This is a genomic window from Amycolatopsis sp. NPDC049868 (assembly GCF_044461365.1).
Classification (GTDB): Bacteria; Actinomycetota; Actinomycetes; order Mycobacteriales; family Pseudonocardiaceae; genus Amycolatopsis.
The window spans coordinates 18497-39002 of sequence record NZ_JBITKV010000005.1 but is presented as its reverse complement, the minus strand read 5'-3'; the positions used below and the strand labels follow the sequence as shown (position 1 = coordinate 39002).

Genomic DNA, 20506 nt, shown 5'->3' with positions numbered 1-20506 from the left:
GCGCATGGTCGTGAGACGGGATGGCTACGTTCGAGCCGCGCTGGAGCTCCTCGACGAGGTCGGGCTGGACGGATTGAGCCTGCGTAAGCTCGGAGAGAAGCTCGGCGTGCGCGGTCCCGCGCTCTACACGCACTTCAAGAGCAAGCAGGCGTTGCTCGACCAAATGGCCGAAACCATGCTGGACGACCGGCTCGCCCCGCTCGACGATCCCCCGGCGACGGACGACTGGGCCGAGTGGCTGGCCCGGCGCGCCCGCACCATCCGCAGCACGCTGCTGTCCTACCGGGACGGCGCCCGCCTGCACGCGGGCTCCCGCCCGACCGAGGGGTCGGCGATGACGCCACTGATCAAACCGTTGCTGCGGGCCGGTTTCACCGAAGAGGACGCGACACACGCGATCCTCGCGATCAGCCGGTACACCCTCGGCTGCGCGATCGACGAACAGCAGCACATCGAGGGCGACCACGAAGAGGATCCGGCCGCGTCGTTCGAGTACGGTCTCGCGTGCCTGATCGCCGGGCTCCGCGCCGAGGTCGAGGTCGCGAATCCGCCGGACCAGGACGTCGCCTAGCCGCATTCAGAGGACTGAATGCGGTCAGGACCAGAGGTAGCGGCGTTCGGGCCGTCCCGTCCCGCCGTACTTGAGCGTCACCTCGGCCTTTCCCGTCGCCACGAAATGCTCCAGGTACCGGCGCGCGCTCACCCGCGCGACCCCGGTCGCCTCGGCGCATTCGCTCGCCGATATCCCGCCGGGCGCGCCCCGGAGCGCGGTCTCCACCAGCCGCGCGGTCTCGGCGGTGAGCCCCTTGGGCAGCACGGGTTTCGCACTCGGACGAGCGCCGAAGACCTGGTCGACGTCGGCCTGCCCGGCCTCGGCGAGGCGGTCCAGCCGCCGGTGCAACGACGCGAAATGAGTGAGCTGATCGCGCAGCGACGCGTACTCGAACGGCTTGATCAGATAGTGCAGCACCCCGCCCCGCATCGCCTGCCGCACGGTTTCCACGTCGGTCGCGGCGGTGATCAGGATGACGTCGACGTCCTCGGTCGCGCGCAGCTCCCGCAGCACCGAAAGGCCGTCGAGATCGGGAAGGTAGACGTCCAGCAGCACCAGATCCGGTTTCAGTTCCCGCGCCAGGCGGATCGCGTCGGCGCCGGTGTGCGCGACCCCGACCACGGCGAACCCCTCCGTGCGCGTGACGTATCCACTGTGGACTTTCGCGACCATGAAATCGTCGTCGACGACGAGCACCTTGATCATCGCGGCAGCCTCGCCGTGAACACCGCGCCGCCGGAGTTGTGCACCTCGACCGAACCGCCTCGCCGTACACACGCCTGCCGGATCAGCGCGAGCCCGAGGCCACGCTGGCCGTGCGCGGCGGCCTTCGTGGTGAAGCCGTGCTCGAACACCTCTTCCGCGATCTCCGGGGCGACTCCCGGCCCGGAGTCACGGACCTCCACCCGCACTTCGTCCTCCTCCTGCCACACCCCGACCTCGATCCAGCCCTGCTCACCACCCAGCGCGTCCAAGGCGTTGTCGACAAGATTTCCCAGCACTGTCACCAAATCCGTGGAAAGGGCGTCTTCGACGCGGTCCAGTTCGCTGTCCGGGGCCATGCGCAGCCCGACCCCGCGTTCCGCGGCGAGCGACGCCTTCGCGATCAGCAACGCCGCCACGGCGGGGTCGCCGACGCGCGAGCCGACCTCCGCGCGCCACTCCCCCTGCGCCGAACTGATCCGGCTGACGTAGCCGCGAACCTCTTCGTATTCCCCGAGTTCCAGCAGTCCGGAGATGGTGTGCAGCCGGTTGCTGAATTCGTGCGCCTGCGCCCGCAACGTGTCGGTCGCGTGCCTGCTGGCGTCGAGTTCGTCCCGCAGGGTCATCAGATCGGTGCGGTCCCGCAGGGTGACCACGGCTCCCCGCACGTCGATCGGCATCCGGTTCAGCGTGAGCACCTTTCCTTGCCGCAGCACGATCTGGTCGGCCCCGGTCGCGCGGCCGGTGAGCAGGTCGCGGATCCGTTCGTTGAGGTCGAGGTCCTCGACCGACCGGCCGACGGCGTCGGCCGGCAGCGCCAGCAGTTCGCGGGCCTGATCGTTCACCAGGGTGATCCGGTGCTGCGGGTCCAGGCCGACGACGCCCTCCTTGATGCCGTGCAGGAGCGCCTCCCGGTTCTCGACCAGCGCGGTGATCTCGTGCGGTTCCAGGCCGAGCGTCTGGTTCTTCACCCTCCGCGCCAGCAGCAGCGAACCGCTCACGCCGATCACCAGCGCGACACCCAGCACCCGCAGGGCGTTGTCCGGCGATTCGAGCACGCCCGCGAAGAACCCGGGCGACTTCGAGCCCGCCGCGACCATGCGGACCACCTTGCCGCCCTTTTCGTCGAGCACCGGGACGTGCGCCACGATCGAGCCGTCGAGTTCGCCGACCCACGACCGTCCGGAAAGGACGGTGCTGTCGCCGATGTCGAGCAGCGTACGGAGCTGATCCGGATACGGCGACGCGAGCACGTAACGATCGGCGCCCGCGATGACGACGAAATCCACCCCGGAGAGGCTCCGCGCGGTCTCCGCGGGCGCGTTCAGTTCGAACGGGCCGTTTTCGAGGTCGCCCACGATGTCCTGCGCGGCGACACTCTCCGCGACCGAAAGCGCGCGGCGTCCTTCGGTGGTGCGGAAGTTGTTCCCCGCCTGGGTGACAGCCAGGACGCCCACCGCGCACAGTAGGCAGGTGACGACTACCAGTTGCCACACAAGGAGCTGGCGGGCCAGTGAACCACGAGCACCCATCGCCACCTCCGCGTGACCACAAAGAACAAAAGAACCCTTAGGCGTCTAAGCGAGACATCTCTGTTTACACGAGTGCAACATGTCCAACCACGCGGCAGAGAGGCGGGGATCACAGTGAAGCCCAGTAGCTGGTTGGCCATCGCGGCGGCGCTTGTCGCCGTTTTGCTGGTGCCACCGTTGCTCACCCCGGGCAGCGAGGCCGACGAGGGCTCGCAGATCCGGTCGTTGCGGGTACTCGTGCCCAACGCGCCCGGCGGCGGTTACGACATCACGGCGCGGACCGCGACCAAGGCCATGGAGGACGCCGACCTGCTCGGCAACGCGGAGGTGTTCAACCTTCCCGGGGCCGGCGGCACGGTCGGTCTCGGCCGCACGGTGGCCGAACGCGGCAACGGCAAGCTCGTCATGTCGATGGGGCTCGGCGTCGTCGGCAGCGTGTTCACGAACAAGTCGCCGTCTTCGCTGCTCGACACCACACCGGTGGCGAAGCTGATCGAAGAGTCGGACATCGTCGTGGTCGGCAAGGACTCGCCGTACCAGAACATCGGCCAGCTGCTCGAGGCCTGGAAGAAGGACCCGGGCACGGTCCAGGTCGGCGGCGGTTCGTCGCCCGGCGGGCCGGACCACCTGGCGCCGATGCTGATGGCGAAGGCGATCGGGCTCGCGCCGAAGACGGTCAACTACGTCCAGTACGACGGCGGCGGCGAGCTGCTCGCCTCGGTACTCGGCGGCAAGGTCGCGTTCGGCGTCTCCGGTGTCGGCGAGTACCGCGACCAGATCGCGGCGGGCACGCTCCGGGTCCTGGCGGTGACGAGCGAGAAACGGCTCCCCGGGATCGACGCTCCGACGCTGACGGAGTCCGGTGTGGACGTGAAGTTCACGAACTGGCGCGGCATCGTCGCGCCGCCGGGCATCACCGAGTCGGACCGCGCGAAGCTGGTGAGCCTGTTCGAGCGGTTGCAGAAGACGCCGCAGTGGCAGGAAGCCTTGCAGCGCAACGGATGGACCGGCGCGTTCGCGCCAGGTGAGCAGTTCGGTTCGTTTCTCAAAGAGGAGAACACGCGAGTGGCAACGGTGCTGAAAGAGCTGGGTCTGGCATGACCACGTGGCTGAAAGGACGCTCCGAACTCGGAGTGAGCGTGGTGCTCGTGGTGCTCGGCGTGCTGGTGCTGACCGACGCGCTGAGCATTCCCACCGATTTCGCCCAGCGCGGTCCCGTGGGACCGAAGGCGGTCCCGGTGCTGGTCGGCTCGCTGCTGCTGATCGTCGCGGTGCTACTGGCACGCGACGTCCTGCGCGGCGGCAAGGGCGAGGCCGAGGGCGGCGAGGACATCGACCTCACCGCGCCCGCCGACCTGCGCACGGTCCTGCTGCTGTGCGGTGCCTTCCTCGCCAACGCGGCGCTGATCGGCCTCGTCGGGTTCCCGATCTCGGGTGCGATCCTGTTCTGGGGCGCGGCGTTCGCCCTCGGCAGCCGCAACCTGGTGCGTGACCCGCTGATCGCGGCGGGCATGTCGATCGCGACCTTCCTGATCTTCAACAACCTGCTCGGTGTCCCGCTGCCCGGTGGCCCGTTGATGGAGGTGTTCTGATGCTGCAGCAACTCATCGACGGGTTCGGCACCGCGCTGACCCCGACCCACCTCGCGCTCGCCGCGCTCGGTGTGCTGCTGGGCACCGCGATCGGTGTGCTGCCGGGGATCGGCCCCGCGATGGCGGTGGCCCTGCTGCTGCCGGTGACCTACGGCATGGAGCCGACGGCGGCGTTCATCATGTTCGCCGGCATCTACTACGGCGGCATGTTCGGCGGCTCGACGACGTCGATCCTGCTGAACACCCCGGGTGAGAGCTTCTCCGTGGTCGCCGCGATCGACGGCAACCCGATGGCTCGCAAGGGCCGGGGCGCCCAAGCGCTGGCGGCGGCCGCGATCGGGCACTTCGTCGGCGGCATCCTCGGCACGATGGCGCTGGTGCTGCTGGCGCCGATCATCGCGAAGTACGCGGTGGACATCGGCGCACCGGATCTGTTCGCGATCATGGTGCTGGCGTTCATCGGGGTGACCTCGGTGCTCGGCAACTCGCGGATCCGCGGTGTCGCGTCCCTGCTGATCGGTCTCACCATCGGACTCGTCGGCCTGGACGAGATGACCGGCCAGTCCCGCCTGACCTTCGGGTCGCTGCATCTGGCCGACGGCATCGACGTGGTGATCGTGGCGGTCGCGCTGTTCGCCGTCGGCGAGTCGCTGTGGGTCGCCGCGCATCTGCGGCGCAACACCTTCAAGCCGATCCCGGTCGGCAGGCCGTGGCTTTCCCGCGCCGATCTGAAGCGGACCTGGAAGCCGTGGCTGCGTGGTCCGGTGATCGGGTTCCCGTTCGGTGCCATCCCGGCGGGTGGCGCGGAGATCCCGACGTTCCTTTCGTACCTGACCGAAAAGCGGCTGTCGAAGCACAAGGACGAGTTCGGCAAGGGCGCCATCGAAGGGGTCGCGGGTCCGGAAGCGGCCGCGTCGTCCTCGGCGGCGGGCACGCTGGTCTCGATGCTGACGCTGGGCCTGCCGACCACCGCGACCGCGGCCGTGATGCTGGCGGCGTTCCAGCAGTACGGTATCCAGCCGGGACCGCTGCTGTTCGAACGCGAGTCGAAGCTGGTGTGGGGCCTGATCGCCTCGCTGTTCGTCGGCCTGACGCTGCTGCTGGTGCTGAACCTGCCGCTGGCGCCGCTGTGGGCGAAGCTGCTGCGCATCCCGCGGCCGTACCTCTACGCGGGCATCCTGTTCTTCGCCAGCGTCGGCGCGTACGCGGTCAACGCGGACATCTTCGATCTGCTGGTGATGTTCGTGATCGGCCTGATCGGGTTCGCGATGCGCCGCTACGGGTTGCCGGTGCTGCCGGCGATCATCGGTGTCATCCTCGGCCCGGCCGCCGAACAGCAGATGCGGCGCGCACTGCAGCTCAGTGACGGCTCGCTGACCGGGCTGGTCAACACCCCGTTCGCGATCGTGGTCTACGTGATCATCCTGGTGATCCTGTTCTTCCCGTTGATCAAGCGTTTCCTTCCTGCCCGTCCCACCGCCACCGAGGCGGAGCCCAAGGACAAGGTGGACGTCTGACCAGTGGGAATCCGGCCCGGCCTCGACTGCCCCGAGGCCGGGCCCGCTCCCTCTCCAGGAGGAGGGAACTTGTCCGCGCGAGTGATCTTTCCGGCGCCCCACGGCGACAGGATCAGCCTCATGAAGATCCTTCACCGTCCTCCGGCCCTCAGCGACACCGAGCGACCGGTTCCCCGCTGGGCGATGCGCCTGGCCTACGCGCTTCCCTGGCTCCTGCTGCCTTCGTGCCTGTGGCGGCTGCCCTTCGCCGTCCACTTCGAAATGGGCCAGATCCACGATCGCGGAATGCCGGACTATTGGTTGAGCATCCCGTACGTGCTCACGCTCAGCGTGCTTTCCGAAGTGATCGCGCTCCTGGCCATCGGGCTGGTCCGAGGCTGGGGCGAGGTGGTGCCCCGATGGATCCCGTTCCTCGGCGGCAAAGCCGTCCGGCCGATGGCGGCCGTCGTTCCCGCCGTGACCGGCGGCTTGATCCTCACCGCGCTCTTCGGCTCGATCCCCCTCGGTGACGGTCGCCACCTCACCGTGTTCGGCGTCGCCGAAAACACCGCTTACGTCAACGAAGGCTGGGAAACCCTGGCCGCTGTCTGCATCGCCCCGCTCGCCTTGTGGGGGCCGATCACCATCGTTCTCGGGCTCGCTTACCACCGCCGTCGAAAGGTAACAAAAGCATAACGGCGAGGTCGCGTTTTGAACCGGGCACCTGTCGGGGCCGTTTCAGCCAACGCGGAGTCAGTGACGCCGGCGCTGCCGGCGCCGCATCCCCCGGGCTTCGCGCAACGACACCGAACGAGGTGAACAAGTTCATGCCCCGTAACCAAAGAACCGCCGGCCGCCATCGCATGGCACGCCGCACCAAGGTCGCCACGGGCGCCACCGCACTCGCCCTCGCCGTCGGCGGGATCGTCGTGGTCAACACGACCGGAACCCCCGACGCCGCCCGGGCCGACGGAGCGGACAAATCGTTCTTCATCGACATCACGAAGGTCCCTCGCGGCAACAACGTCAACCTCGACCTCGCGAAACGAGGCGCACGAGGGACGTTCACCGTGGACTGTGGCCGCAACGAGAACGGCCACTTCAACGGCGACAACTTCATCGCGCAGCCCGGCGTCCGCAACGGGGCCGAGCATCTGCACGACTACGTCGGGAACCTTTCGACCAACGCGGATTCGAACAACAAGAGCCTGCTGCGCGCGGGCACCACCTGCAAGAACGGGGACAAGTCGGCCTACTTCTGGCCGGTCGTCCGGATCAACACCGAGGAAGAGGAAGAGAACGAGGCGGCGAACGAGGAGAAACTCGCCGCCGATCGCGTCGACGCGGCCAAGGACGAGGCGGGGGCCCAGGTCGATTGCCCCGACGTCGCGAGCGAGCTCGAAGAGGTGCCCGACCAGGCCATGCCCGCGGTCGACGAGAACCTCGACAAACTAGACCGGGCGTCCGAGAACGCGAACAACCAGCTGGCGCAAGGAAAACAAGCCGGCCAGGTGCTCGACGAGCTGAAGAACAAGCGGAAGCCGTCGATCAAGCAGATCGGCGACACCATGCGGCAGGCGGGCAAGCCGGTCGCGAAGAACGAAGACCAGCTCGCCGGCTGCGCGGTGAAGCAGAACGGCAAGGGCGGCCTCGACAACGGCGGCGACAACAGCAACGTCAACGCCGCGGGCGACGCCGAGAAGAAGAAGTCCGACGGCAAGGCCGCCGACCTGCCGGGCGCGAACGACAACAACGAAATCGGCAACAACGAAGGCGAGATCCAGCGCGCCGAGAAGGTCGACCTGACCTTCACCAGCGGCGGCGCCCGCCGTGTCGTCGCGATGCCGAAGTTCCTGCGCGTGCTCTACGGCGACGCCAAACAGAGCACCAACGGCCCGGCCAACGCCCGCCCCAGCTGGACCTGCACCGGCCTCGAGGACCGGCTCACCGAGCTGTACCCGATCTGCCCCCGGGGCAGCAAGGTCACCCGCGTCCACTCGTTCCCGAACTGCTGGGACGGAAAGAACACCGACAGCGCCAACCACCGCACGCATATCGTGTTCTCCGACCGCAACGGGAAATGCCCGCGCGGCTTCAAGAACGTGCCGCAGCTGCGGATCACGCTGGTGTACGACATCCCGGCGGACATCCAGGCCGCCGGGCAATACGCGGTCGACGCTTTCGCGCAGGAGAAGCACAACCCGCGCTCCGATCACGACGACTTCGCGAACGTCATGTCGCAGCGGCTGATGAACCAGCTGGTGAAGTGCATCAACAGCGGTAAGAGGTGCCGCCAGTAGATAGGTCAGGAAAGGGTCGTTCAGGACGAACAGCGCTGATCAAAGCGTGTCTTGAACGACCCTTTCCTGACATCGAGTATGCGAGGGGGCGCGGCGGGGATGACCCGCGCCCCCACCCCCCGCGCCGGGGGTCCGGTTCCCGGCCCGGCGTAGGGGTACCGGGCCGGGAACCGGCGAGCGATACGGTTTTCCCTCCCTGGAAACCGGACCGCCCGGTCTGGGTCAGGCCGTCGTGGACAACCGGCTCACCCGGTCGAACACGAGCGGCACCGCGACGGCGGGGTTCAGTTCGGCGAGGACCGCTTCCGCGTCCAAGCCGGGCAAGTGGATCCACGCGCTGTCGGCGAAGTCCGGGGTCGTGACGCTGATCCGGGCACAGCGGGCAGGCGGGACCAGCGCGACCCCGAACGGCTCGACCACGTTGCGCCACACGGATTGCGAGACGATCATCCCGGCGCCGAACTTGTCGCCCGTCGGATCCGAACGGCACCAGTAGCCGACGGCGTCGTTGAAGGTCGAGGCGCACAGCAGCCGCGTCAGCGTGATGTACGTGCGGTGGTAGCGATGGTTGTCCGCCATCGGTCCCATGTGGACCGCCACCCGCGCCCGCATCGGGACCCTGGCGTAGCGGTTGCGAGTCCGGAGCAGATGGTCCAGGTGGAACGCGACCTCGCAGAGCTGCCCGACGGCGTGGTCCGGATACGCGACCATCAGCCCGTCCCCGGTCTCCCGGAAGTGACGCGCTTCCCCCGGAACGAGCCCCACCGCGTTGAACGAGCGGGACACCAGCGTTTCCATCTCGGTCTTCATCGGGTCCAGCAGGTCGTCACTGGCCTTGGACGAACCGACGATGTCGACGGAAAGCACGGCGTGGGTGTGCGCGTTGTATCGGCCTGAGGTCAGCACCTGCATCTCTGCGACCCCTCCCCTGATCGGTGAAAACTGGCGGCAGGAAGCAGTGTTCCCACTCCTCACCGGAAGTTCTGTTCGGAACCGAACAAAACGTGACCTCGCGCTGGTCAACGCCAGTGAGCTAAGTCACACCTTTTTCCGTGATCACCCGCAATGCGTCGCGATCGATGACGGTGATCGCACGGCGCGAACTGGCCACGACTCCCGCCTTCCGGAGCTTGTCCAACGCCTGCGCGACCATGGTCCGGCCCATCGGGATGAACTGCGCGAGTTCGTCCTGGCTCAACGGGATCCCGATCCGCCAGCCGGCGGGCGTCCGGATGCCACAGACGTCGACCAGGTAGTCCAGCCGGGTCGCGACCCGCGCCACCGCCTGCGGTTTCCACGATTGGGTCCGCTGCCGCTGGGCGAGCACGAACCGGCGGGCGACGCTGACGAGCACCTCGCGCATCGCCGCCGGATGATCCAGCAGGAACCGGTTGAACTCGCTCGCCGCGATGCGCCGGACGTGCACCTCCTCGATGGCGACCACGTCGGCCATCCGGATGCCGCCCGCGATCACCGCGATCTCGCCGTGCAGATCACCGGGCACCCCGACGTCGAGGATGACCGTCGCGCCCATCCGGTCGGCGCTGGTCACCTTCACGTAGCCGTGCCGCAGCAACATGACGAAGTCGCCGGGCTCGCCCGCCCGCATCAGCGCCTGTCTGCCCTCGTAGGTCTGCGGGGTCCCCATCTCCAGCAACCGGGCGCGGACCGGTTCGTCCAGTCGCTCCAGGAACGGACGTTCTCTCTCTTCGGCGGCCTCCTGGCCCAAACCCACGAAACACCCTCCCAGGCAGTCGTGAACACCTATCGCGGAGAGTAACCGAGTCGGCCACCCGATCCGGCGGCGGAACCGTCGTGGGTGGTGAAGATGCCCAGCCGGACCAGTTCCGATCTGATCCACTCGGCCAACCGGTGCAACGGCCCGTCTTCGGCCTCGACGAAATAGCTGTCCACGATCTGGTGTCGCCTATCGGCGTGCTTCGCCGCATAGAGCAGCGCTGACCGTACCTCCGACACCTTCAGCGGAGCGACCTTGATTCCTGGAGCAGGCCGCACGGTGCTTTTGGCGGCCATCACCGCCAGCACGGCCTCCTCCAGGCTGAACCGGTGCTCCACCGGCACGACCACATGTTCCACGCCCTCGACAACCCGGCGCCCGATCAACGGCATGCTGTCAGATCAGCATGACGCACGGCCGTAGTCTGTTCGGCACCGAACACTCACCCCGGTTCGACCGCCCTGAGGGCGTCTTCGAGCGTTTCCCGGTACAGCCCCATCCGTTCGACGAGCATCACCGGATCGGGGTTCTCGTCGCCCGCGTGTCGTTCCAGCCTCTCGGTGGTCTGCTTCACCGTCACCCGCAGTTCGACGACTTCGGGAGTGTCCCGGTTCTTGTGTTCTTCGAGTCGTGCCACCGCCCGCCGGAAGGCTCCGGAAAGCTCCGTCTCGCCAGGCCGCACCGTTTCGATGGCCGTCAGCGCCCGGCCGAGCAGGCTGAAGTGGTCGTAGGGGGTGGATCGCGGCACATGGCCCGTCCCCGGCCGTGGCCCCCGCCGCCTGCGGTTCAGCACGAAGAACGCGGTTTCGGCCGGAACCAGCACGGCCAGCGCGGCGACCGCGCCGAACAGCCAGGCCTGCGGATGCGGATAGGTGACCGCGCGGCCGATCATCCCGGCGATCAGGCCGAGCATCACCGCGACGACGTGGAACGGCCGGTTGTCGTACTCGGCCATGTCAGAAGTTGCTGAAGACGTTGACGAACATCTTGTCGATGCCGTGCGGGTCGACGGCCTGATAGCTGCGGGCCTTGGACTTCTGCGCGATCTCGTCGAGGACGCGGCTGTCGGCCTGTGCGCCGTAGGCCATGGTGAAGATCCGGACGGAGTTGTCCAGCCGCTCGGCGTCGACGTTCTGCAGCACCTGCTCCCTCGTCCCGGCTTCGGTGTTTTCGCCGTCGGTCAGGAAGACGACGGCGTTGATCAGGTTCGGGTCGAACTCGCGCCGCATCTTGTCGTTGGCCGCCATCACCGTCTGGTACAGCGCCGTATCCCCTTTCGGGGTCAGGTTCTCGACCAGCTGGAGCATCGGGCCGCGAACGTTCTTGACCTTGCCGATCGCCATCTTTTCCTCATACCCGTCCGAGAACGTCCACAGCCCGACCTCGTCTTCGGGATGCAGGTACTCGAGCTGTGTCCGGATCGCGGGTTTCAGCAGCGCGATCCGGCTCTCGGAGTACGGCTTGTCCTTGCGGTTCTTGTCGAACGGTTCGTTCATCGAACCGGACAGGTCCAGCACCAGCAGGATCCGGCCGCGCCGCTGCGTGTACTCCCAGCCGTCCAGCATCTTCTGGATCTGCTCGCCGGTGGGGACGCCGATCTTCGGGGTCTCCTGGGTCCCCTGGGTGCCCACGATCCTGGCCAGGTCCGGGCCTGGCCTGCCCTCGGGGTCACGGAACCCCAGATCGCGGAACCGGTTCTGCTGGCCGGCTTCCAGCAGGAAGTCGTAGAAGTCCGTGGCCGCGGCCTGCTGCTCCGGCGACGCGCTCGCGGTGGTCAGGAAGGGGTGGTCGATCAGCATCGTCCCCTCCTTGGGCGGAACGGCGACGAGCGGGCGCAGCGGCGCGACGGGGTTCGCGTTCAGCTGCGCCGGATCCCCGGTCGGCACACCGCGGTTGTAGAGGTAGACCATCTGCTCCTGCATCGCCATCGCACTGATGTAGGGCGTGGGTTTCTTGCGGTCCTCTTCGTACAGCGTCTTGAGGAAGGCCACCGAATCGTCGCTGTAGTAGGCGACAGAGGCCTCGATCCCGCGGACGAACTGCACGGTCTCCGCGGTTCCGATCTTGCCGTAGTCGCCGCCGGTCGCCGCGAAGTAGGTCGCGATGGTCGCCGCGAGCCCGGACGTCGACCGCCGCGGATTGTCCTTGCCGAGTGTGAAGTTCCCCCACTGGGCGTATGCCGCGCCCCTCGAAGCCCAGCCACCGTCCCGGTTCACGTCCAGCACGTCACTCCAGCCGAGCGCCCTTCCCGGCCAGCCCATCGCCTTGGCCATCGGTTCCGGCATCGCGATCACCATCGGGCTGGTCGCGAGCGAGGTCTTCGGCCCGGACTTGATCCGCTCACCCTTCCCCCGCTGGCGCAGCAGATCGAGCCAGAGCGAGGAACTCGGCAGCCAGACCTGGGGCTCGGGCCGATGTTCGTCGACGTCGTTCCAGCCGTCGGCGATGAGGTCGAGCGCGGCGCCCGAGGTCTTCTTGTACGCCTCGACCTTCGCGCACCGGCCGCCGTCGAACGTCCGGCCGGTGTCGTTGTACCGCCCGGCCAGTTCGGCGATCAGGTCGCCCTTCTCTGTGGAGGAACTAATGACCAGCCGGACGCAGTCGGTCCTGGACGCCTTCGACGGCGCGGTGACCGTGGTCGCGAGCAGAACGATCACCGCCGTCCCGACGAGCGCGCCGAAGACGAGCGAAAGCCAGCCTGATCTCCGCATGCGCCGCCCCCTCGCTCGCCGTCGTAGCGGGCAAGTGTAGCTACAACGTGGATCCCGGTTCCGTCTCCTCGGTAACGAGATCGTAGGTTTCGAAACTGAAGCGGGCGAGAGTGCCCACCCAATTCCGATAAACCTGTAGATCATCGAAGGATTCGACGTCTAGCCGCCATTCAGGTGGAAAGGCGTCACGCGACGATTCCCCGGCGGAAAGCGCGATGAACGTCGCACGCGCGGCGTCCGGATCGGCGACCAGCAGGGCCAGCAGGACGAGCACCGCGCGATAGGGGCCGCCGACGAACGCCTCCAGCTCCGCGTCGGGGATTCCGATGCGGACGAGCCGGTAGAGGTTGACCAGTTTCCGGATCTCGCGCGGTGTGTTCAGTCTTTTCCGCAGCACGTGGACGAAATCGCGTTCGACCTCGGTGAGCCGCAACCGATCCGGCCGCATGTTGTAGAACGTCGGCGGGGCCGTGTCCTGGACCACCACCTCCGCCGGTTCACCGCGTCCGGGGGCGCTCTCGTCCTCCGGCCATTCTTCGTGCGCGGGCGTCCGCGGTTCCCGTTCCCCGATCGGCATCAGGGCGTCGATCAGCTCGTCCGCCGCGCTTCCCATGGGGCGCAGGGCGAACACGATCTGGAAGATCTTGTCGAGATACTCCGTCCGGCGTGTCTCCCCCGCACCGAACGGCTCCTCGTGCTGGTCGAGGCATCGCCGCAACCACCGCGGGTCGACCGCCACCACCACGACGAACGCGGGCAGGGCCAGCAGCAGATGGACCGCGGCCAGCACTTCGATCACCTTCGCCGGCGGGCAGCGGTCGAGGTCGTCGATGTAGAGCACGATCCGCTCCAGCGGCGGCTTTCCCTTTCCGCCCGCCAGCAGCCATTGCTCCCGCGCGTCGGCCAGATCGGCGCTCAGCTCCGCGAGATCCTCCCGGACCCGGGCGAAAACCCCCTGGTAGTCCCCGTATCTTCCGGCCTTCGCCTCCTCGATCAGATCGCCGAGCCTGCCTGCCGCGTCCAACCGCCGGAGCCGTTCCTCGGTCTCCCGCACCTCGGTTTCGAACCGTTCCTCGCGTTTGTCGACGTCGTGCCGCAGTTTGTCCAATGTGGACTTCACCGGCGCGAGGGCGGCCCTGGCGGTGGTGAGCGCCGGGGTCAGCACGGCGCCGAGCGCGACGACGGCGCCCGCGGCGGCGAGAATCGCGTTGTGCCACAAGGCCCAGCCGGTGATCGCCGCGGCGATGCCGAGCACTCCCGCCACCGCGTAGCCCGCGACCGCGAGCCGTCGCCGCCGTCGTTCGGCCCGGTCCACACCGGATACCAAGAGCCGCCAGCGCCAAGTGAGCGGAGAGTCCGCCTTGACGGCCTTCAGCCCCGCGAGCCGGGTCCGCAGCTCTTCGCGTTCGGCGTGGACCTCGCGGGCGTCCGCATGCGCCTCGGGCGCGCCGAGGTTGCGGAACAGATGGTCCACCAGCCCGACCCACAGATGATCGTCGTGGTACTGCCAGGCGTTGAACCGGATCTGCCGGATCTCGCCGGCGAACACGCTGTTGGCGGCGTCGCCGCGGGACCGGTGGGCCAATTCGGCCACCCGGTCCGTCACCTGCCGGACGAAACTCGACTTGCCGGACCCCCAGGGCCCCAGCAGCGCGATACACAGCGGCGGGCTGGTCTCGCGGTCGGCGATGACCGCGGCGAGAGTGCGCACGTCGTCGTGGAAACCGATCAGATCGACCGGGCTTTCGACGTCGGGTGTGATCCGCGGCCGCGCCCGGCCCGGTTTGGGCTCGACGAAACCGGTGCCGTCGATCTGGTTGCCGAAGCGGTCCCACACCCGGATGGTGCGGTCGTCCCCGACCGTGACGATCTTTTCGTCGCCCGCGGTGCAGGCGATCGCCCGGACGTTCCCCTGATGCCCCTTGAGGAGCGTGTACTCCCGCGGATCGTCGATCTCGCGGACACGGACCTCGCCGTCGGAACCGCCGGAGAGCACCAGTTTGCCGTCCGCGCCGAAGGCCAGCGCCCGCACCACCCCGGTATGCGCGGGGAAGACGAGGGCGGGATCGCCGTTGCGCCCCCACAACCGGACCGTCTCGCCGTCGGCGGACAGCACCTGCTCGCCGTCGGGCGAGATCGCGATCACGTGGATCGCGCCCACCCCACCGAACCGGTAGTGGGAAACGACTTCCCTGTTCCACAGCCGCACACCGCCGGCGTCGTCCCCGGCGACGACGAACCGGCCGTCCGGGGTCACCGCGACCGATTCGATCTCCGGGCCGCCGGTGCGCAGACTCCGCACCGCCCCGCCGTCCAGCCGCCTGACCTCGACGGCGCTCCCCGCGCCGGAGACGACGAAATCCTTCGCCACCGCGACCGCCACGGTCCGCTTGGTGGTCTGAACCTCCGGAGGATGGGCCCCGGTGCCGTCGATCCGCCAGCTCCGCACCGTCGCCCCATCGCAACCGACCACGTGCTGACCCGAGATACCCACCGCCAGCACCGGCCGATCATGGCCGCTCAGCGCGAATTTCTGCGCTCCGGTCTCCAGGTCCCAGACCCGGACCGTCCGATCCGCACCCCCGGTGACCAGCCGGTTCCCCTTCACCGCGACCGCGAGGATCGGTTCTTCGTGTCCGGTGAAACGCGCCGTCGTCATAACGGCACAGTCTCCCGGTCGCGTCAAGATCATGGTTAACGACAGGCGACTATCGGCGGGTACCCCGACCGCCTCGACAGGTTCAGTGTCGACACTGCTCCGATATTCCAGCACGCCTTAACGCGAGGAGTTCAACGTGCTTCGACGTACCTTCGCCGCGGTGCTCACCGGCGCCGCGCTCTCCGTCTCGGTGCTCTCGGCACCCTCCGCCGGTGCCGCCGAGATCATGGCGACCACCCTGACCTACGACGACAGCCAGGCCGCGGAGTTCAAGGAGGCGGTGGCCGCCGGCGTCAACGTCTGGAACACCAACGTCACCAACGTCCGCATCGTGAAGGCGACGCCGGGGCAACGGGTCAACATCCGGGTCATCGCCGACAACGGCTGGCCGCGCGCCACGCTCGGCCCGGTCCGCCCGGGCGGCACGGTCACCGTGTGGATGGGCAGGCAGGCCGTCCAGCAGGGCTATCACACGCCCCGGATCGCTTCCCACGAACTCGGGCACAGCCTGGGCCTGCCCGATGTGAAGCCCGGGCCGTGCTCGTCGCTGATGTCCGGCTCGACCGGCGGTGTCAGCTGCACCAACGTGAACCCCAACGCCCAGGAGAAGGCCAGGGTCCAGCAGCTCTACGCCGGCACCGCCGTGCAGAGCGCCGACGCGGGCAAGGTCCTCGTGGACGTCGGCTGATCCCCGTGCCAGGGGGTGCCCGCCCGGCACCCCCTGGTTTGGGGTTTTTCAGGCGTTCGCCGTGATCGCCGCCGCCGGGCACAACTGCACGGCGTCGCCGATCTCGGCCGGTTCCGGATCCAGCAACCGGACCCGGCCGTCTTCCTCGTCCTGCCCGAACACCTCGGGCGCGGTCAGCACGCACATTCCGGCGCCCACACAGCGTTCCCGGTCCACTTCGAGTTTCATCGCGATCAGTCCCAGGCCACCGGGAGCGCGTACACCCCGTAGATGTCGGAGTCCGTCCGCAGCGGGATGTCGGCGGCCGGAACGGCCAGGCGCAGCTTCGGGAACCTGGTGAGCAGCCCGGTGAAGGCGACCTTCATCTGCACGCGCGCGAGCTGCTGGCCGAGGCATTGGTGCACCCCGTGCCCGAAGGCGGCGTGCCCGGCGGTGTTCCGGTGAACGTCGAGCCGGTCGGGTTCCGGGAACTTCAGCGGATCACGGTTCGCGGCCTGGACCGCCAGCGCGACCGCTTCCCCGGCCTTGACGAGCTGACCGCCGATCTCGACGTCTTCCAGCGCGGTGCGCGCACCGGTGTGCGTGATGGTCAGATAACGCAGCAGTTCCTCGATCGCGCCGTCGATGAGCTCCGGGTCCTCGCGCAGGGCCGCGAGCTGATCCGGGTGTTGCAGGAGGGCGAAAGTGCCCAGCGCGAGCATGTTGGCCGTGGTGTCCAGACCGGCTCCCAGCAACAGGAACGCGATACTGGTCAGTTCCTCGTCCGTGAGTTCGGTGGTCGTCAGCTCGCCGAGGATGTCATCGGTCGGGGCGGCCCGCTTCGCCACGATGAGCTTGTAGAGGTACTCCCCCAACGCGTTGATGGCGGCTCCCTGCTCCTCGGCCGAAGCGTCCGGCAGGTTCAGCGGCATGACGTTGCGGCGGAAGAACTCGTGGTCTTCGTAGGGGACACCGAGCAGCTCGCAGATCATCAGCGCCGGAATGGGCTGCGCGAAGGCCGTCACCAGATCGGCCGTCGTTCCCTGCCGCTCCATCGCGTCGAGGTACTCGGTGGTCACCTGCTCGACCCGCTCGCCGAGCAGTCGCATCCGGCGGACGGTGAACTTGCCGGTGAGCAGCTTGCGGTAGCGGCCGTGTTCGGGGTCGTCCATCTTGATGAACATCCCCGGTGCGGCGGGCGGCATCTCCGTCATCGCCGCCGCACCCGGCAGTGGCGAGTGCATCAGCTCCTGGCGGGCGCTGAACCGGGGATCCGCGAGGACCGCCCTGGCGATCGCGTGGCCGGTCGCGAGCCAGCCTTCGTGCCCGTCGGGGAACGTCAGCCGGACGAGCGGATGCTCGTCGCGCAGCGTGCCGAGCTCGGCGGGCGGGTCGAACGGGCAGCCCTTCGGCCGTTCGAGGGGCAGCTCGGTGAGATGTGGGACCGAGGTGGTCATTTCTGTTCCTCCCAGTTTCAGCGATATCCAAAGGCTACGTTGCATTTACATCTTCTTCAAAGCTCGGCACTGGCATTTTGGCTGTTATAGCTGGTAGATTTCCGGAAATCGTTGCAACGATCATGCCAGTGAATGCAACGAAGCATTGCAATGACATGAGAGTGAACGCACAGGAGGTGCCCATGCCGGGCGGCAGACTGACCCAGGAGGACCGTCGGCTGATCGCGACCTGGCTCAAGGACGGCCTGGGTTACGCCGAGATCGCGCGGCGGCTCGGGCGTCCGACGTCGACGATCAGCCGCGAGGTCGCGCGCAACAGCGGCCGGTCCGGCTACCGCGCCGAAGAAGCCAACCGCGTGACCGGAGAACGCGCTCGACGCCGCAAACCCCAGCCGCGCGCCGTCCCCGTCGTCGAAAACGGCTACGGCCGCGACCCCGAAGCCGTGCGCGCCTTCGAAACCGAGTTCGCCGAAATGATCGTCGAGACCGGCCTGCCCCGGATGACCGCCCGGCTGCTCGCGTGTTTGGCGGTCAGCGACGACGGTGTGCTCAGCGCCGCCGAACTCGCCCGGCGGCTCCAGGTCAGCCCCGCCTCGATCTCGAACGCCGTCGCCTACCTCGAGTCGCAAGCGATGCTCAGACGGGAACGGGACGGACGGCGGGAGCGCTACGTCATCGACGAGGAGATGCCACAGCGGGTGTGGAACGAAAGCGTGCGGTCGAACCAGGAATGGGTGCGGGTCTCGCGCCGGGGCGCCGAAGTCCTCGGCACCTCGACACCCGCGGGGGCCCGCATGGACGACCTCTCCCGTTTCCACGCGCGTATCAACGAAATCATGCTCGACGACCGGATCGCGGTGTTCGCCGGTGACGCGCTGACCGTGCTCGCCGCACTTCTGCACGCCGGCCGTGCGTTTTCCATTTCGGCTCTCGCGGACGCTCTGGGCTGGCCGTCCGATCGGGTTACGGCCGCTCTGCGGGTGGCGGAGGAGCATCCGCATATCGCGGGACCGGTTCGGGTGGTTTCTTCCGCCGGGGAGTATCGGGCGGTTCCGTTGGTGGAACGGCTTACGGCTGGGCAGTTGGCGGCTTTGGGGTCTTGAGGTTGTGGTTGTGGTTGTGGTTTGGGTCGATGGGGAGCTGTTTTGGTGATGCGGCCGGCTTGCTTGTCGGCTTCAGGACGCGATGGGCGCGGGTGTGGGCGCTGCTCTGGGGGCGCTTTTTGGCTACGCGCCGGGGGCTGCGGCTCTTCGCGTGTAACTTGCCTGTCGCCGGTTTTTGGCGACGGGGACCGGATCGGTGAGAGTTGTCGGCGGCGGCTCCCGGCCGAAACCCAGCCCTTCATGCACCCTGCCCGTCGCCGTTCTCTGGCGACGCACAGGAACGGTGAGACTGGTCGGCGGCTGAAGCCCTTCGCACGCAACTCGCCTGTCGCCGGTTTTTGGCGACGGGGACCGGATCGGTGAGAGTTGTCGTCGGTGGCTTCTGACCGAAACCCAGCCCTGCACACACAACCCGCCCGTCGCCGTTTTCCGGCAACCCACCGGACCGGTGAGCCCGGTCGGCGGCTGAAACCCTTCGCACACAACTCACCTATCGCCGGTTTTCGGCGACAGGGACCGGATCGGTGAGAGTCGTCAACGGCGGCTCCCGGCCGAAACCCAGCCCTGCACACACAACCCGCCCGTCACCGTTTTCCGGCAACCCACCGGACCGTGAGCCCGCTCGACGGCTGAAGCCTTCGCGCACACAGCCCGTTTGTCGCCGGTTTTCGGCGACGGGCTCAGAACGGTGGTGGTTCCTCGGCTGCCGGGCGAGGTTCGTGAAGTGGCGTCGGTGTGCTGTCGTAGCGCTGCCCGGTGGGCGTGGTGATCGTGAGAGTGCCATCAGAGGCGAGGTGGTAGGTCCAGCCGGGTTCGTCTTTCAACCGGTGGTCACGGCGGCAGAGGTCGATGAGTTCGGTGTCGGAGGTGTGGCCGCCGTGTTGCCAGGGCACCGAATGGTCGATGTCGCAGGCTTGGGCGGGCCGGTGACAGCCGGGTCTTCGGCATTCCCGGTCCCGCACCCGCACGAACTCCGCCAAACCCGCGGTCGGCCGATACCGGTCCCGGCCGAGGTCAAGCACCTGCCCGGACAGCGGATCGGTGATGATCCGCCGCAACACACTGTTCCCACCGCCGGCGATCTCCCGCGCCAACGCAGCGGGGATCGTGCCATGCCCCGCCAGCTCCGCCGGATCATCATTCAACCCAAGATAGGTGAACAGATCCATATACAGGAACACTTCGCTGCGCTCACCCACCCCACCCTGGCCGCCCAGCAGCAGATCCAGCGCGACATCCGCCCGCAACTGCTCCAGAGTACGAGTCTCACCACCAACCCTGAGAGCGCGTGCTTCCCGGTCGATCCGCTGATACGCGGCAACGACCTTCTCCACCGGCCCATCCTCGACCTCAATCGACGCGACCCCGGTCTCACCATGGCGCAAGGTGAGGCGACGGCCTTCACGATGCTGCTCGGCTCGTTTACCGGCCCCCTCAGGGTCGATGGTGTTCGCCGCATGGTTCGCGGCTTTCCGGACCTGATCCGGGTTCTTGTCCGCGATCCGGTCCTCCAGCAGTGCGTCGACCGTACGGGCATCCTCGTCGGAGAGCCATACGGTCGACGAAGCGACTTTCATCGCGCTGAAACCGGCCAGCTTTCCCTCATCCATCAGGTTCAGGGTGCGAGGCAGACGAGTGGTCAACGCGTCGGCCGCGGCGACCATCGCACCGGCATGACTGTCCACAAGGGACAACTCAAGCGCGGCCTCCTGCGCCACACTCCGCGCACCATCACGATGCCGATTCAGCTGCGCCAATGCCCGGAACCTGACCGCTTCCAGGCGCGCGATCCCGGCCGACGCGGCTTGCGCCAACGCCACCGAATCCTTGTCGTCCAACAGATTCGCGGCATCATTCACCGCCGCCAGCACCGAAGGATCGGTGAGGCTTTCCAGGAGCGCCACAGGCGCGGAATGGGTATCCACCCCACGAACATACGACCCACCACCGACAATTCCCGACCCTGCAAACAAACGAGGCATTACCGATTTTCGGC

19 protein-coding genes are annotated in these 20506 nt (G+C 67.7%); 8 read left to right on the top strand and 11 right to left on the bottom strand.

Features of this window, described 5'->3' with window-relative positions:
* The first annotated feature begins 4 nt into the window (after positions 1–4).
* The gene (locus ACIBTM_RS22070; RefSeq protein WP_395878946.1) at positions 5–571 is read left to right on the top strand and encodes a TetR/AcrR family transcriptional regulator C-terminal domain-containing protein; all 567 of its coding nucleotides are present in this window, start codon (positions 5–7) and stop codon (positions 569–571) included.
* A gap of 24 nt (positions 572–595) precedes the next feature.
* Here the strand turns inward: ACIBTM_RS22070 and ACIBTM_RS22065 are convergent, their stop codons facing one another.
* On the bottom strand, positions 596–1258 hold the full coding sequence (locus ACIBTM_RS22065; protein ID WP_395878944.1) for a response regulator: 663 nt from the start codon (positions 1256–1258) through the stop codon (positions 596–598).
* Entirely contained in the window at positions 1255–2787 is a 1533-nt protein-coding gene (locus tag ACIBTM_RS22060; RefSeq protein WP_395878943.1) for an ATP-binding protein, read from the bottom strand. The genes ACIBTM_RS22065 and ACIBTM_RS22060 overlap by 4 nt, the downstream gene beginning before the upstream one ends.
* Before the next feature lie 132 nt (positions 2788–2919).
* Here ACIBTM_RS22060 and ACIBTM_RS22055 point away from each other — a divergent pair, with 132 nt between their 5' ends.
* From ACIBTM_RS22055 to ACIBTM_RS22035, 5 genes are all read left to right on the top strand, one after another.
* Positions 2920–3888, top strand: coding sequence for a Bug family tripartite tricarboxylate transporter substrate binding protein (locus ACIBTM_RS22055; protein ID WP_395879395.1), 969 nt, complete (start codon positions 2920–2922; stop codon positions 3886–3888).
* Positions 3885–4379, top strand: a complete 495-nt coding sequence (locus ACIBTM_RS22050; protein ID WP_395878942.1) for a tripartite tricarboxylate transporter TctB family protein — start codon at positions 3885–3887, stop codon at positions 4377–4379. Before ACIBTM_RS22055 ends, ACIBTM_RS22050 begins: the two co-directional genes overlap by 4 nt.
* Positions 4379–5896 (top strand): tripartite tricarboxylate transporter permease, encoded by a 1518-nt coding sequence (locus ACIBTM_RS22045; RefSeq protein WP_395878941.1) that lies wholly within the window; start codon positions 4379–4381, stop codon positions 5894–5896. Before ACIBTM_RS22050 ends, ACIBTM_RS22045 begins: the two co-directional genes overlap by 1 nt.
* A 120-nt stretch (positions 5897–6016) precedes the next feature.
* Positions 6017–6571: a hypothetical protein gene (locus ACIBTM_RS22040; protein ID WP_395878940.1), complete on the top strand. Its 555-nt coding sequence runs from the start codon at positions 6017–6019 to the stop codon at positions 6569–6571.
* Between the two features lie 167 nt (positions 6572–6738).
* Positions 6739–8175: a DUF1996 domain-containing protein gene (locus ACIBTM_RS22035; RefSeq protein ID WP_395879394.1), complete on the top strand. Its 1437-nt coding sequence runs from the start codon at positions 6739–6741 to the stop codon at positions 8173–8175.
* Positions 8176–8397: 222 nt separating this feature from the next.
* On the opposite strand, the gene ACIBTM_RS22030 is transcribed toward ACIBTM_RS22035, so the two are convergent.
* The 6 genes from ACIBTM_RS22030 to ACIBTM_RS22005 form a co-directional block, all read right to left on the bottom strand.
* Complete coding sequence (locus ACIBTM_RS22030) at positions 8398–9087, bottom strand: hypothetical protein (protein ID WP_395878939.1); 690 nt, start codon at positions 9085–9087, stop codon at positions 8398–8400.
* Positions 9088–9208: 121 nt separating this feature from the next.
* Complete coding sequence (locus ACIBTM_RS22025) at positions 9209–9910, bottom strand: Crp/Fnr family transcriptional regulator (RefSeq protein ID WP_395878938.1); 702 nt, start codon at positions 9908–9910, stop codon at positions 9209–9211.
* 29 nt (positions 9911–9939) lie between these two features.
* Positions 9940–10305 (bottom strand): hypothetical protein, encoded by a 366-nt coding sequence (locus tag ACIBTM_RS22020; RefSeq protein ID WP_016331763.1) that lies wholly within the window; start codon positions 10303–10305, stop codon positions 9940–9942.
* A gap of 50 nt (positions 10306–10355) precedes the next feature.
* Positions 10356–10868, bottom strand: coding sequence for a hypothetical protein (locus ACIBTM_RS22015; protein WP_395878937.1), 513 nt, complete (start codon positions 10866–10868; stop codon positions 10356–10358).
* A gap of 1 nt (position 10869) precedes the next feature.
* Positions 10870–12624: a substrate-binding domain-containing protein gene (locus ACIBTM_RS22010; RefSeq protein WP_395878936.1), complete on the bottom strand. Its 1755-nt coding sequence runs from the start codon at positions 12622–12624 to the stop codon at positions 10870–10872.
* A 40-nt stretch (positions 12625–12664) separates the two neighbouring features.
* Positions 12665–15283: a P-loop NTPase fold protein gene (locus tag ACIBTM_RS22005; protein WP_395878935.1), complete on the bottom strand. Its 2619-nt coding sequence runs from the start codon at positions 15281–15283 to the stop codon at positions 12665–12667.
* Between the two features lie 136 nt (positions 15284–15419).
* Between ACIBTM_RS22005 and ACIBTM_RS22000 the strand changes: the two genes are divergently transcribed.
* On the top strand, positions 15420–15971 hold the full coding sequence (locus ACIBTM_RS22000; RefSeq protein WP_395878934.1) for a snapalysin family zinc-dependent metalloprotease: 552 nt from the start codon (positions 15420–15422) through the stop codon (positions 15969–15971).
* Positions 15972–16019: 48 nt separating this feature from the next.
* On the opposite strand, the gene ACIBTM_RS21995 is transcribed toward ACIBTM_RS22000, so the two are convergent.
* Positions 16020–16199 (bottom strand): ferredoxin, encoded by a 180-nt coding sequence (locus ACIBTM_RS21995; protein ID WP_395878933.1) that lies wholly within the window; start codon positions 16197–16199, stop codon positions 16020–16022.
* Positions 16200–16204: 5 nt separating this feature from the next.
* Positions 16205–17407 (bottom strand): cytochrome P450, encoded by a 1203-nt coding sequence (locus tag ACIBTM_RS21990; RefSeq protein ID WP_395878932.1) that lies wholly within the window; start codon positions 17405–17407, stop codon positions 16205–16207.
* 182 nt (positions 17408–17589) lie between these two features.
* On the opposite strand from ACIBTM_RS21990, the gene ACIBTM_RS21985 reads away from it, so the two are divergent.
* Entirely contained in the window at positions 17590–18510 is a 921-nt protein-coding gene (locus ACIBTM_RS21985; RefSeq protein ID WP_395878931.1) for a helix-turn-helix domain-containing protein, read from the top strand.
* Positions 18511–19190: 680 nt separating this feature from the next.
* Here the strand turns inward: ACIBTM_RS21985 and ACIBTM_RS21980 are convergent.
* The gene (locus ACIBTM_RS21980) at positions 19191–20414 is read right to left on the bottom strand and encodes a DUF222 domain-containing protein (RefSeq protein ID WP_395879393.1); all 1224 of its coding nucleotides are present in this window, start codon (positions 20412–20414) and stop codon (positions 19191–19193) included.
* Positions 20415–20506 lie beyond the last annotated feature (92 nt).